Source organism: Chelativorans alearensis (genome assembly GCF_010993735.1).
Taxonomy (GTDB): domain Bacteria; phylum Pseudomonadota; class Alphaproteobacteria; order Rhizobiales; family Rhizobiaceae; genus Chelativorans; species Chelativorans alearense.
This window is the reverse complement of the sequence record NZ_WQNI01000015.1, coordinates 77,869-91,267: the sequence shown is the minus strand read 5'-3', so window position 1 is coordinate 91,267 and position 13,399 is coordinate 77,869. Positions and strand designations below refer to the sequence as shown.

The window sequence follows — 13,399 nt, the reverse complement described above, 5'->3', positions numbered from 1 at the left end:
GTTACGCCGCGCGCTTCGTCTCGCCCTTTTCCAGCGCTGCCATGAAAGCGTTCAGCCAGTCTTTGGCGTCGTGTTTGCAGATCCGCTTCATGAGGGCCTTCTGCCGTTCCTGGCGTTCCTCCAGTGGCATGGTGAGCGCGCGGCACAGGTTTCGCGCCATATCGTCGACGTCGTAGGGATTGACGATCAGCGCCTCGTGCAATTCCTCCGCGGCGCCCGCGAATTTGGAAAGCACCAGAACGCCGGGATTCTCCGCTGCCTGGGCGGCGACGTATTCCTTGGCGACGAGGTTCATGCCGTCGCGCAGAGGCGTGACGAAACCCACTTGGCTGGCGCGGAAGAGGGCGGCAAGCGCGTCGCGCGGCACGATGCCGTGGATATAGCGCACCGGCGTCCAGTTGAAGTCGGCGAAGCGGCCGTTGATCGCTCCCGAAAGCGCTTCCAGCTCGGTGCGGATATCCATATAGGCCTCCACCTCCTCCCGGGTGGGCGTGGCGATCTGCATGAGGGCGACCGTCTTGCGCATCTCGGGATAGAGCTCCAAGAGGCGTGCGAAGGCGCGCAGGCGGTCCGGCAGACCCTTGGTGTAGTCCAGGCGGTCGACGCAGATGATCTGCTTGCGCCCCAGGATCTCGCGCCGCTGGGTCTCGATATTGACCTCGTCATTCGGCCTCTCGGCCATCTCGACGAAGGAATCGACATCGATGCCGATGGGGTAGCAGCCGGCAATCACCTCGCGCTCGCCGATCTTGATGCGGCCGTCGGCCTCCACGCGGCAGCCGAGATGATCCTCGACATAATGCTGCAGGTTGCCGCGATCTGTGTTGGTCTGGAAGCCGATCACGTCGAATTCGAGCAGGCATTCCACCAACCAGCGATGGCGCGGCACGGCGGCGACGATCTCCGGCGGCGGGAAGGGGATGTGCAGGAAGAAGCCGATGCGCTGGGTGCAGCCGCGCTGGCGCAGCTCGGCGGCCAGCGGAATGAGGTGATAGTCGTGGATCCAGATGAGGTCGTCCGGTTGAAGGATGGACATCAGCGCGTCAGCGAACTTCGCATTGACCCGCCGGTACCCGTCGAGGAAAACCGTCTTGTATTCAACAAGATCGAGCCGGTAGTGAAACAGTGGCCACAAGACGCTGTTGGCAAAGCCCAGATAATACTCCGAATAGTCCTGCTCGGTGAGCGGGATGGTCGCCTGGGTGACGGTGCCGATCTTGCGGATGCGCGGCTCGGGCTGGTCCTCGTATTTCAGCGTCTGGCCGTCCCAACCCATCCACACGCCGCCGCGCTGGCGCAGAGAATCTGCCAGGCCGACGGCCAAGCCGCCCGACTGGGCGGTGCGCGTGAGGTCGGCGACGCGGTTGGAGACGACGACGAGCCTGTTCACACGACGGTCTCCCACGGTTTGGACAGGCGCCGCGCGCCGTTGATGATGCCGACCATCGAGTAGGTCTGAGGGTAGTTGCCCCACATCTCTCCCGTCACCGGATGTGTATCTTCGGACAGCATGCCAAGGGGGTTGCGCGTCTTCAAGAGCGCTTCGAAGATTTCGCGCGCCTGCTCGCGGCGGCCGATGCGCGCCAGCGCGTCGAGGCGCCAGAAGGCGCAGATGTTGAAGGAGACCTCAGGCTTCCCGAAGTCGTCGGCGGCTTCGTAGCGCATCATGTAAGGACCCGTCGCCAAGGTTTTCTCAAGCTGATCCACGGTGCTGACGAAGCGCGGATCCTGCGGATCGATGAAGCCTACCTCGGCCATCAGGAGCACGCTCGCGTCGAGCGTCTGGCCGCCGAAGCTCTCCATGAAAGCCTTGCGCTTTTCCGACCAGGCTTCGGCCAGGATGCGCTCCTTGATCTCGTCCGCCCTCTCTCTCCAGTACGTGACACGCGCCTTCTCACCCAATCGCGCGGCGATATGCGCGAGCCTGTCGCAGGCCGCCCAGCACATCAGGCTCGACGAGGTGTGAACGCGTGAGCGGGAGCGAAGTTCCCACATGCCGGCGTCGGGCGTGTTGTAGACCTTGTAGGCCTGCTCGCCGGCGGTTTCCAGGAGGCGGAAGTCGGTGATGGTCGGCTTCATCTGGATGCGGCGGTCGAAGAATATCTGCGTGGCGCCCAGGATGACATTGCCGTAGGCGTCGTGCTGGTAGTGCTCGTAGGCCTGGTTGCCGCGGCGCACCGGGCCCATGCCGCGGTAGCCGGCGAGATGGTCGATGATGCTTTCCGTCAGATGCCGTTCCCGCCCGAGGCCGAAGACCGGCTGCAGATGCTCGCCGTCGGCATCGGCCACCAGGTCCATGAGATAGCGGAAATAGTTTTCCATCGTCTGTACGGTGCCGAGGCTGTTGAGCGCGCGCACCACGAAGAAGGCGTCGCGCACCCAGCAGAAGCGGTAGTCCCAGGTGCGGCCGCTGTCGGGGGCTTCGGGGATGCTGGTGGTCATGGCGGCGACGATGGCGCCCGTGGGCTCGTAAGTGCACAATTTCAGCGTGATGGCGGCGCGGATCACCGCATCCTGCCACTCGTAGGGCAGCGCCAGGTTGCTCACCCAGTTGCGCCAATAGTTGGCCGTGCGCTCCTCGAAATCGCGTGCGACATGGGTAACCCCACCTTCCATCGTCTCGTCGGGACCGACGATGAGGTCGATGGGCGCGGACAGGTTGAAGAAGGTCTCGTCGAGCACATAGTCGATGGGCGCGTCAGTCGAAAGCCGCAGCGTCATCTCCGGACCGACGTAGCGCACGTGGTTTGAGCCGCGTGTCCTTTGCGGGCGCACGGTGCCGTAGGCGAAGGAGGGGCGCATGCGGATGGAGATGCGCGGCGTGCCGGAGATTGGGCGCACGCGCCGAACCAGCGTCTGTGGGCGGAAGATGCGGTCGCGCCAGAAGAAGCGCGGCGCACAGTCGACGATCTCAAGCGAGCCGGAGGCGCCGTGCAGCCGCGTCGTCAGCACCGCCGTGTTGGGCTCGTAGCTCTGCTCGGTTTCCACAAGGTCCTCGAGCTCGATCGAGAACAGGCCCTCGCTCGGGTCTTCCTCGCCCCGCAGGAGCGCGTTGAACACCGGGTCGCCGTCGAAACGGGGCAGGCAGCACCAGACGATGCGGCCCTTGGGATCGATGAGCGCGGAGAAGCTGCAATTGCCGATCGCGCCGAGGTTGAGTGTCGTCACGGGAAAAATCCTATGCTGTCAATTGGCGGGAATCGAAACTGTCGGCCAGAAGGCCGAGCCAGTCGCGAAAGGCGGCGACGCCGCCGGTTCGGAAGGCGGCGACGGTTGAGCCGCGGCCGATCTTGATGGAGATGCCGCCGGTGCGGGCGATCTCGCGGAAAGCATCCTCGTCGGTCACGTCGTCGCCGGCGAAAAGCGGCACGCGCCCGCAAAATGGCGTCTCGCCCATGAAGGCGGCCACCGCGTCGGCTTTGGTCGCCTTGCCGCTCTTGACCTCGATGACCATCTTGCCGTGCAGGATGTGCAGGCCCTTGAAACCGTCCACCGCCTCGTGCACCGCCGCCATGCACGCCTCGGAAAGCTCGGGACGCCGGCGGTAGTGCAGGGCGAGCGAGCCCGACTTGGTCTCCACCATCGTGCCGGGATGGGCGAGCGTGAAGGCACGCAGCTTCTCCTCCATGGCGGCAAATTTGGCTCTGTCGACCGTCGCCGTCGTGCGCTTGCCGCCGGCCGCCCGGCGCTCCAGCCCGTGGACGCCGGCGACCGGCAGGCGGAGCGGCGCGAGGAAGCGGTCGATGTCGGCGATAGGCCGGCCCGTCACGATGGCGAGCGCACCACGCGTGCTCTTTTCCAGGCGGCCCAGCACCTCACGCGTCGGCAAGGGAACCGAAACGGCGTCCGGATGCTCGGCGAACTCCGCCAGCGTGCCGTCGAAGTCCAGGAAAATCGCGGTGTTCTCCGGTTTCAGACCCGAATGATCGAACGATGTCAAAAGTGCTGGTTTTACGGCCATATTGTCGCGAGAAAGACGTGGAATCACTAAGCCTTGGGAGTGGCCACGGCCATGCTAGGCTAAGGTCGGGCGATTGTGAAGGAAGCCGCGTGCAGAGGCACAGGAAACTTGACGCCCCCATCTTGCGTTTCGACGCCAGATAGGCAGGTTTTGCCGCTTCGGCAAGGGCAGAAGGACATCGACATGAAATCGTTTGGCGCATGCGCGAATTGGGTGGCGGCCGGTCTCGGGCTGATCGCCATCTTCGGGCTGTCGGCTCCAGCCGAGGCGCAGGGGCGTCCAGACGCCCGCGCGCTTACCTGCGATCAGGCAAGAACACTGATAAGGCAGCACGGCGCGGCGGTGCTGACCACCGGTCGCTACACCTACGACCGGTATGTCGCCAGCGAGCGCTACTGTGCCATCGGCTTCATCGCCGAGCGCGCCTACGTCCAGACCCGCGATGCGCAGTCCTGTCCGATCGGCTACACCTGCGTGATCGATACGGACGACGATGACCGCTGGTGGCGGCTGCGACGGCGGTAGCGCCATTTGCCGCGAGGATGGGGAGAACCCTCACTCGGCGGCGTTTCGATCTCCAGGCGCTTCGGTCCGGCTGACAAATCTTCGCAGCCTTGCCGCCGCCTCCCGCAAGACAGGCTCCTCCTGGCACATGGAGACGCGGATATGGCCTTCGGCCGCCGCGCCGAAGCTGGTGCCCGGCATCACCGCGACCTTCTCCGCGTCCAGCAACTCCCAGGCGAAGGCCTCGCAGTCGGCGTTCACCCGCGAGATGTCGAGCATGACGTACATGCCGCCTTCCGAGCCGCGCACCGCGACGCCGTTGAGGCCGCGGATGGCTTCCAGAAAGGCCTCGCGACGGGCGGCGTAGCGGGCGGCGATCTCCTTGACGCCGTGGCCGTTCTCGACCGCCGCCGTCGCCGCGCGCGAGACGAAGTCGACCATGCCGTAGCTTGAGACGAGGTTGAGGCTGATGAGATGCCGGACCATATCGGCCGGCGCGGCGAGCCAGCCGACGCGCCAGCCGGTCATGCCGTGGCTCTTCGACAGCGAGTTGACCACCAGCGTGCGCTCCTTCATGCCCGCAAGGGCGCGCGGCGATACATGCTCGCGCCCAGCGCGGATGGTCCAGTAGACCTCGTCGGAGATGAGCCACAGGTCGTGCTTCCGGCAGAGTTCGGCGATGGCCTCCATCGTGGCGCGGGAGTAGACGGCGCCGGTGGGGTTGTTCGGCGAATTGACGAGGATTGCCCTGGTCTCCGGCCGGACGGCGGCGGCGATGGCCTCCGCGCGCGGCTCGAAACCGTCTTCGGAGCGCGTTTCAACCTCGGTGAACGCCGCGCCGGCCGCGCGCACGGTGCCGGGATAGGTGGCGTAGTAGGGTGAGACGATGATCGCGTGGCTGCCGGGGTCGAGCACGCCCTGGCAGGCGGCGAACAGCGCGCCCTGGCCGCCCTGGGTAACGATGATCTCCTCCGGCGCGGTCTCAACACCCGTGCATTCACTGGAAAGCCGTGCCAGGCCCTCGCGCAGGAGCGGCAGGCCGGGAAGCTGGATGTAGTGATGATGGCCCGCGCGCACCGCCTCCACGCAGGCGGCGACGGTTTCCTCCGGCGTGTCGAAATCGTGGTCGCCGACCGACAGCATCAGGATGTCCTCGCCCGCCTGCTTGCGTGTCATGGCGGCGAAATGGACTTCCCAGCCGTCCTTGCCTGAAGGAACGATGCCGGCGATGCGCTTGGAGGGTAGGGGCATGGTGTCGGAATCCTGTGAACGGTTCTCGCCTGCCTATAACCGATAAGGCTGCCGGTGGGGTATAGGAGAAAGCGTAGTGTTTTGCCGGGATTGCGCCGTCGCGGGTTGCCGCACCCCTATCGCGCCCGCTATAGCCCGCCATTCAGGAACGGGGAATGAAGAGCGGCGGCTGATGGATATGCTTGCACCGGACGAGAAGAAGAGAGTGGATCTGGGCGATACAGCCGCCGTCGACGGCGCCATCACCTCGCGCCGCTCCGTGCGCGCCTTTCTGCCCGATCCGGTGGACGAGGAGACGATCCGCGACATCCTCAGGGTCGCCTCGCGCGCCCCGTCAGGCACCAACATGCAGCCGTGGAAGGTCTATGTGACGACGGGCGAGGCCAAGGCGCGGCTTGCCGAGGCCATCCTTTCTTCCGGCATCCGTGCCGAAAAGGTCGAGTGGGACGAGTACAAGTACTATCCGGACAAGTTCTTCGAACCCTATCTGTCGCGCCGCCGCGCCGTCGGCTACGCCCTTTACAGCCTGCTCGGCATCGGCCGGCGCGAGGTCGAGAAGATGCGCGCCCAGCACGACCGCAATTTCGTCTTCTTCGACGCGCCCGTGGGCATGATCTTCACCATCGACCGGCGGCTCAACAAGGGCTCTTGGGTCGACCACGGCATGTTCCTGCAATCGATCATGATCGCCGCGAGGGCGAGGGGCCTGCACACCTGCCCGCAAGCCGCCTTTGCGCCCTACCACCGCTTCATACGGCCCATCCTCGACATCCCCGAGGAGGAGATCGTCGTGTGCGGCATGGCGCTCGGCCATGAGGATACCTCGAAGCCGGAGAACCGTTTGCGGAGCGAACGGGCGCCGCTGAAGGAGTTTGTTTCCTTCGTGCGATGAGGCGAGCAGGCGGCTTACCAAAATGTAATGCCCCGGCAAGCACGCCGTAATGTTGGGCATGGCAGAAAGTGTGCATTCCCAAGCCGCTGCAGCGGCAAACCAAGGAGTGGACGCATGCTTCGCAAGGTTCTTCTTCCCACACTCGCCTTCTCGCTGATGACGGGAACCGCCGCCCTGGCGCAAAGCGAGATAGAGGCCGACAAGCCCGCCGTCACCCTCAAGCGCGGTGAGAACATGCGCGGTGAGAACATGCGCGGTGCGATGTTCAGCCGCCTCGATCAGGACGACGACGGAAGGGTGAGCGCCGAGGAATTCGGCGGCGAGCGCCTGGAGACCCTGCAAGCAGCCGACGCGAATAGCGACGGCACCCTCTCCCAGGAAGAGCTGGTCGCCTATATCACGAAGCGCGAGTTCGAGCGCAGGGCCGAGCGCATGGCGCGCGTCCTCGACGTCGACGGCGATGGAACCGTCACGCTTGCCGAGATCGAAAACCATCAGGGCAAGCGCTTCGCTCTCCTGGACCGCGACGACAACGGTGAATTGAGTGAGGACGAGCTTCGCCGTTCCGCCGACGGCTTCGGCCGCATGCACATGCGGGGCATGGATGACGGCCCGCGCTTTGCCATGCGCCATCGCGGACCCGGCCCGCGCTTCAAGCATATGCGCATGCACATGATGGACCCCATGACGGACGACGAGCGCGCCGATGACGAGGCAACGCAGGAATAGAGCTTCCTCGATCTCATTCGCTTCTCCCGGCACTTGGAACCCGGCGCACAGGCGCCGGGTTCTTTCGTTTCCGGCGGGGCCGCGAGGCGCAGCCGGAAATGTGGGCGTGCAGGCGACGGCGGGATTTCTGGACAGCTTCAAGCGCGGGCGCTAAAAGGCAGCGATCCTCTTCCTGCGCGCGTCGCGGGCTTCTCGCAAAGGCAAATACATGAGTGGCGTCAACGACATCCGGTCGACTTTTCTCGACTATTTTGGAAAGAACGGGCACGAGATCGTGGCCTCGGGCCCGCTCGTGCCGCGTAACGACCCGACCCTCATGTTCACCAACGCCGGGATGGTGCAGTTCAAGAACGTCTTCACCGGGTTGGAGACGCGCCCCTACAGCCGCGCCGTCACCGCCCAGAAATGCGTGCGCGCCGGCGGCAAGCACAACGACCTCGACAATGTCGGCTACACCGCGCGTCACCACACCTTCTTCGAGATGCTGGGCAATTTCTCCTTCGGCGATTATTTCAAGGATGTCGCCATCGAACTTGCCTGGAACCTGATCACGAAGGAGTTCGGCCTCGATCCGAAGCGCCTTCTCGTCACCGTCTATCACACCGACGACGAGGCGGCCGGTCACTGGAAGAAGATCGCCGGTCTTGCAGACGATCGCATCATCCGCATCCCCACCTCGGACAATTTCTGGGCCATGGGCGATACCGGTCCCTGCGGCCCGTGTTCGGAGATCTTCTACGACCACGGCGAGGAAATCCCCGGCGGTCCGCCCGGAAGCCCCGATGAGGACGGCGACCGCTTCATCGAGATCTGGAATCTCGTCTTCATGCAGTTCGAGCAGGTCACGCCGGAAGAGCGCGTCGACCTGCCGCGCCCGTCCATCGACACGGGCATGGGGCTGGAGCGCGTCGCCGCCGTGTTGCAGGGCGTGCATGACAATTATGAGATCGACCTCTTCAAGGCGCTCATCCACGCCTCCGAGGAGGCGACCGGCGTTGCGGCGGAAGGCCGGCAGCACGCCAGCCACAAGGTCATCGCAGACCACCTGCGCGCCGTAAGCTTCCTCATCGCGGACGGCGTGCTGCCGTCGAACGAGGGGCGCGGCTACGTGCTGCGCCGCATCATGCGCCGCGCCATGCGCCACGCGCAGCTTCTGGGCGCCGAGGAGCCGCTGATGTGGCGCCTCGTGCCCGCACTTGTGCGCGAGATGGGCCAGGCTTATCCGGAGCTTTCCCGCGGCGAAGCGCTGATTGCCGAGACATTGAAGCTCGAGGAAACGCGCTTCCGCAAGACGCTGGCGCGCGGGCTCAATCTCTTGTCCGATGCCACCGAGGGCATGGGTGAGGGCGCGCGGCTCGACGGCGAGACCGCCTTCAAGCTCTACGACACCTACGGTTTCCCGCTCGACCTCACCCAGGATGCGCTGCGCCAGCGCGGCATCTCGGTCGATCTCGACGGCTTCGACGCCGCCATGGAGCGCCAGAAGGCGGAAGCGCGGGCCAACTGGGCCGGTTCCGGCGATATGGCGGCGGAGGCCGTCTGGTTCCTGGTCAAGGACAAGGCCGGCGCCACCGACTTCCTCGGTTACGAGACGGAGGAGGCCGAGGGCATCGTCGCCGCGCTCGTCAAGGACGGTGCGATTGTCGAAGAGGCGAGGCAAGGCGAGGATGTTGCCATCGTCACCAATCAGACGCCTTTTTACGGCGAGTCCGGCGGCCAGGTGGGTGACACCGGCGTGATCGAGGGCGAAGGCTTCACCGTCGCCGTGAACGACACGCAGAAGAAGGGCGAAGGCCTGCTGGTGCATTTCGGCAAGGTGACGAAAGGCGCGGTCAAGACCGGCGAGGAGGTGTCGCTGCGCGTCGACCACGAGCGCCGTACCCGCATCCGCGCCAACCATTCGGCAACCCATCTGGTGCACGAGGCGCTGCGCGAGGTGCTGGGCACCCATGTCGCGCAGAAGGGCTCGCTGGTCGCCCCGGACCGGCTGCGCTTCGACTTCTCGCATCCCAAGCCGATCGCCGGCGAGGAGCTTTCGCACATCGAGGACATCGCCAACGGGATCGTGCTGCAGAACGCGCCGGTCGTCACGCGTTTGATGGCGGTGGACGACGCCATCGCCGAGGGCGCCATGGCGCTGTTCGGCGAAAAATACGGCGACGAGGTGCGCGTCGTCTCCATGGGAACCGCCATGGATGGCGAGAAGGCCGGCAAGACCTATTCGCTGGAACTGTGCGGCGGCACCCATGTCGCCGCCACCGGCGACATCGGCCTCGTGCATATCGTCGATGAAGGCGCGGTCGCCGCCGGCGTGCGCCGCATCGAGGCGCTGACGGGGGCAGCCGCCCGCCGCCATCTGGACGAGCAGGAGCGTCGGCTGAAGGCGGCCGCCGCCGTGCTCAAGGTTTCACCGTCGGATGTCGTTCCGCGTCTGGAAACCCTCGTGGAAGAGCGCCGCAAGCTCGAGCGCGAGCTTTCGGAGGCACGCCGCAAGCTGGCGCTCGGCGGTGGCTCGGCCGGCGAGGGCGCCGGCGACCGGCAGGACGTCGGCGGCGTTGGCTTCATGGGCCGCGTGGTGGACGGCATCTCGCCGAAGGACCTGAAGCCGCTGGCCGACGAGGGCAAGCGCTCGCTCGGCTCCGGCGTCGTCGTCTTCGTCGGCACGTCGGAAGAGGGCAAGGCCAGCGTCGTCGTCGGCGTCACAGACGATCTCACCGACCGCTTCAGCGCCATCGACCTCGTGCGCGTCGCCTCCGCGGCAATAGGCGGCAAAGGCGGCGGCGGCCGGCCCGACATGGCCCAGGCCGGCGGACCGGACGGCGCAAACGCCGCTGCGGCTGTCGAGGCTGTAAAGGCGGCGATGGCGGGGTAGGGAACAAGGTGGCGCGCGGCCGCGAGCCGACCTTTTCTACGCCCGACCAACTCAACCCATGATCAGGGATACGAAAGCGCCGGGTATGTCCCGGCGCTTTTAGCAATGTCCAAGACCAATCAGGCTCAGGCCATCGCCTTCTGCAGGTTCTCGTCGATCTTGTCGAGGAAGCCGGTGGTCGACAGCCACGGCTGGTCCGGGCCGATCAGGAGCGCCAGATCCTTGGTCATGAATCCCGATTCCACCGTGTCGACACAAACCTGCTCCAGCGTCTCGGCGAATTTCTTCAGCGCGGCGTTGTCGTCCAGCTTGGCGCGGTGGGCAAGGCCCCGGGTCCAGGCGAAGATGGAGGCGATGGAGTTGGTGGAGGTCTCTTCGCCGCGTTGATGCTGGCGGTAGTGGCGCGTGACCGTTCCGTGCGCGGCCTCGGCCTCCACCGTCTTGCCGTCCGGCGTCATCAGCACCGATGTCATGAGGCCGAGGGAACCGAAGCCCTGCGCCACCGTGTCGGACTGCACGTCGCCGTCATAGTTCTTGCACGCCCACACATAGCCGCCCGACCATTTCAAGCTCGAGGCCACCATGTCGTCGATCAGGCGGTGCTCGTACCAGATCTTCTTTTCCTTGAAGGCAGCCTCGAATTCCGCCTCGTAGACCTCCTGGAACAGGTCCTTGAAGCGGCCGTCATAGGCCTTCAGGATCGTGTTCTTGGTGGAGAGGTACACCGGATAGCCGCGCATCAGGCCATAGTTCAGCGAGGCGCGGGCGAAGTCGCGGATCGAATCGTCGAGGTTGTACATGGCCATCGCCACACCGGAGGAGGGCGCGTCGAACACCTCGTGCTCGATCGTTTCGCCATCCTCGCCGACGAATTTGATCGTCAGCTTGCCCTTGCCGGGGAATTTGAAATCCGTCGCGCGGTACTGGTCGCCAAAGGCGTGACGGCCGACGATGATCGGCTGCGTCCAACCGGGCACCAGGCGCGGCACGTTCTTGGCGATGATCGGCTCGCGGAAGATCACGCCGCCCAGGATGTTGCGGATGGTGCCGTTGGGCGAGCGGTACATGCGCTTCAGCCCGAACTCCTCGACGCGCGCCTCGTCCGGCGTGATGGTGGCGCATTTCACGCCGACGCCATATTCCTTGATGGCGTTGGCCGCATCGACAGTGATCTGGTCGTCGGTGGCGTCGCGCGCTTCGATGCTGAGGTCGAAATATTTCAGGTCGATGTCGAGATAGGGGTGGATCAGCTTGTCCTTGATGAACTGCCAAATGATGCGCGTCATCTCGTCGCCGTCCAGTTCGACGACGGGATTGTCCACCTTGATTTTCGCCATTTTACAAACCTCTTTACGGAGAAAAGGCGGCCACGCCGCCGACAGACCTGATTGCAGGAAGTGGCGCCCCTATAGCATTGGCCGCGCGCTTGGCAAAGGCGGCAGTCTCGCCACTTTACCATCGCCGAGGAAGCCGCTAACAGCAACGTCATGGCAGGCACCGACAAACAGCGCGAGATGCTCGCGGACGGACCGGCGATCGTTCTGGTCGAGCCGCAGCTTGGCGAGAATATCGGCATGGTGGCGCGCGCAATGGCCAATTTCGGCTTGGGCGAGCTCCGCCTCGTCAACCCGCGCGACGGCTGGCCGAACGAGAAGGCGAGGGCGGCGGCCAGCCGCGCCGATCACGTCATCGACGCCGTCAAGGTCTATGACGACCCGGCGGAGGCGGTTGCCGATTTGAACTTCGTCTACGCGACCACCGCGCGCCCGCGCGACAGCTTCAAGCCGGTGCGCGGGCCGGTGGAGGCCGCGGCGGATTTGCGTGCGCGCCATAAAGAGGGCCAGAAGACCGGCATTCTGTTCGGCCGTGAGCGTTGGGGCCTCACCAACGAGGAAATTGCCATAGCCGACGAGATCGTCACCTTCCCGGTCAATCCCGCCTTCGCTTCGTTGAACATCGCGCAGGCCGTCCTCCTCATGTCCTATGAGTGGATGAAGACCATGCCGGAGGCGGCGGTCCTTCCTGAGCCGCCACAGCAGACGCCGGCAACCAAGGAGCACCTGAACAGCCTGATGGCCTATCTCGACCAGGTGCTTTCCGAGCGCGGCTATTTCCGCACTGAGGACAAGAAGCCGAAGATGATGGACAATCTGCGCGCCCTTTTCACGCGGCCCGGCTTCACCGTGGAAGAGCTGGCGGTCCTGCGCGGCGTTCTGACATCGCTGGAGAAGTTCACACCGAGAAGGCCGAAGGGGGGATGAGGGAATGATTGCCGTGCCGAGTTCTTTCGCGCGTACGTTTCGCTCGTCATGAAGCCGGAGCAGTCGAACAGCGGCCCCATCCTCTTCTTCGATTCGGGCATCGGCGGCCTGTCGGTCGTCAAGGAGGCGCGCGTGCTTCTGCCGGAGCACGCCTATGTCTACGTCGCCGACGACGCGGCCTTCCCCTATGGCGCCTGGGAGGAAGAGGCGCTCAAGGCGCGGCTGGTCGACCTCTTCGGCGGTCTCATCGCCCGCTTCTCGCCCTCCCTCATCGTGATTGCCTGCAACACGGCCTCCACCCTCGCCATCGCCCACCTGCGCGCCGCCTATCCCGGCCAGCTCTTCGTCGGCACGGTGCCGGCGATAAAGCCCGCCGCCGAGCGCACCCGCTCGGGCCTCGTCTCGGTTCTTGCGACACCCGGCACGGTGAAGCGGCAATACACGCGCGATCTCATCAGCCAATACGCCGCCAAGTGCCATGTGCGGCTCGTGGGCAGCGAAAGCCTCGCTTTGCTCGCCGAGAAATACATGCGCGAAGGCTTCGTGAATGAGGACGAGGTACGCGCCGAGATCGAGCCCTGTTTCGTGGAGCATGAGGACCGCCGTACCGACATCGTCGTGCTCGCCTGCACGCACTATCCGTTCCTCGTCAACCGCATGCGCAAGACCGCGCCCTGGCCGGTCGACTGGATCGACACCTCCGAAGCGATCGCCCGCCGGGCGCTGGCGTTGGCGCAGGAATTGCCGGCTTCGCGCTGGCGAGAGCAGCCGGATACAGCCTTCTTCACCTCAGGCACGCTGCCCGCCAGCCTCCGCCGCCTCGTCTCGGGTTTCGGGTTCGAGGTGCGGGATTGCCTGGCGGTGGAGAGATGATTCCCGCCGTAGAGCAGAGGCGGCGCTGACGCACCGCCTCTTCTTCAGTGGTGATG

Annotated in this window: 11 protein-coding genes; 6 read left to right on the top strand and 5 right to left on the bottom strand. The window is 65.2% G+C overall.

The features are described from left to right. Position 1: 1 nt before the first annotated feature. From otsA to otsB, 3 genes are read right to left on the bottom strand one after another with little or no spacing between them, the layout of a single operon-like run. Positions 2 to 1,390 (bottom strand): alpha,alpha-trehalose-phosphate synthase (UDP-forming), encoded by a 1,389-nt coding sequence (otsA, locus tag GPJ75_RS22050; RefSeq protein ID WP_163271385.1) that lies wholly within the window; start codon positions 1,388 to 1,390, stop codon positions 2 to 4. Next, positions 1,387 to 3,168 carry a glycoside hydrolase family 15 protein gene (locus GPJ75_RS22045; protein ID WP_163271383.1) on the bottom strand — a complete coding sequence of 594 codons (1,782 nt, stop codon included), beginning with the start codon at positions 3,166 to 3,168 and terminating at the stop codon, positions 1,387 to 1,389. The genes otsA and GPJ75_RS22045 overlap by 4 nt, the downstream gene beginning before the upstream one ends. 10 nt (positions 3,169 to 3,178) lie before the next feature. Next, positions 3,179 to 3,961, bottom strand: a complete 783-nt coding sequence (gene otsB / locus GPJ75_RS22040; protein ID WP_163271381.1) for a trehalose-phosphatase — start codon at positions 3,959 to 3,961, stop codon at positions 3,179 to 3,181. 183 nt (positions 3,962 to 4,144) lie between these two features. Here otsB and GPJ75_RS22035 point away from each other — a divergent pair, with 183 nt between their 5' ends. Continuing rightward, positions 4,145 to 4,486 (top strand): hypothetical protein, encoded by a 342-nt coding sequence (locus GPJ75_RS22035; protein WP_246249202.1) that lies wholly within the window; start codon positions 4,145 to 4,147, stop codon positions 4,484 to 4,486. Positions 4,487 to 4,516: 30 nt separating this feature from the next. On the opposite strand, the gene GPJ75_RS22030 is transcribed toward GPJ75_RS22035, so the two are convergent. Further along, entirely contained in the window at positions 4,517 to 5,716 is a 1,200-nt protein-coding gene (locus GPJ75_RS22030; protein WP_163271379.1) for a pyridoxal phosphate-dependent aminotransferase, read from the bottom strand. Positions 5,717 to 5,894: 178 nt separating this feature from the next. Here GPJ75_RS22030 and GPJ75_RS22025 point away from each other — a divergent pair, with 178 nt between their 5' ends. The 3 genes from GPJ75_RS22025 (at position 5,895) to alaS (ending at position 10,209) form a co-directional block, all read left to right on the top strand. Next, the gene (locus GPJ75_RS22025; RefSeq protein WP_163271425.1) at positions 5,895 to 6,608 is read left to right on the top strand and encodes a nitroreductase; all 714 of its coding nucleotides are present in this window, start codon (positions 5,895 to 5,897) and stop codon (positions 6,606 to 6,608) included. A gap of 114 nt (positions 6,609 to 6,722) precedes the next feature. Then, a complete protein-coding gene (locus tag GPJ75_RS22020; RefSeq protein ID WP_163271377.1) occupies positions 6,723 to 7,337 on the top strand; it encodes an EF-hand domain-containing protein in 615 nt (204 codons plus the stop codon). A 208-nt stretch (positions 7,338 to 7,545) separates the two neighbouring features. Further along, on the top strand, positions 7,546 to 10,209 hold the full coding sequence (alaS, locus tag GPJ75_RS22015) for an alanine--tRNA ligase (RefSeq protein WP_163271375.1): 2,664 nt from the start codon (positions 7,546 to 7,548) through the stop codon (positions 10,207 to 10,209). Positions 10,210 to 10,334: 125 nt separating this feature from the next. On the opposite strand, the gene GPJ75_RS22010 is transcribed toward alaS, so the two are convergent. Next, positions 10,335 to 11,546 (bottom strand): NADP-dependent isocitrate dehydrogenase, encoded by a 1,212-nt coding sequence (locus tag GPJ75_RS22010; protein WP_163271373.1) that lies wholly within the window; start codon positions 11,544 to 11,546, stop codon positions 10,335 to 10,337. Between the two features lie 150 nt (positions 11,547 to 11,696). Here GPJ75_RS22010 and GPJ75_RS22005 point away from each other — a divergent pair, with 150 nt between their 5' ends. Beyond that, entirely contained in the window at positions 11,697 to 12,470 is a 774-nt protein-coding gene (locus tag GPJ75_RS22005) for an RNA methyltransferase (RefSeq protein WP_163271371.1), read from the top strand. 48 nt (positions 12,471 to 12,518) lie between these two features. Further along, positions 12,519 to 13,343 carry a glutamate racemase gene (gene murI / locus GPJ75_RS22000; RefSeq protein ID WP_163271369.1) on the top strand — a complete coding sequence of 275 codons (825 nt, stop codon included), beginning with the start codon at positions 12,519 to 12,521 and terminating at the stop codon, positions 13,341 to 13,343. The last annotated feature ends 56 nt before the right edge of the window (positions 13,344 to 13,399 follow it).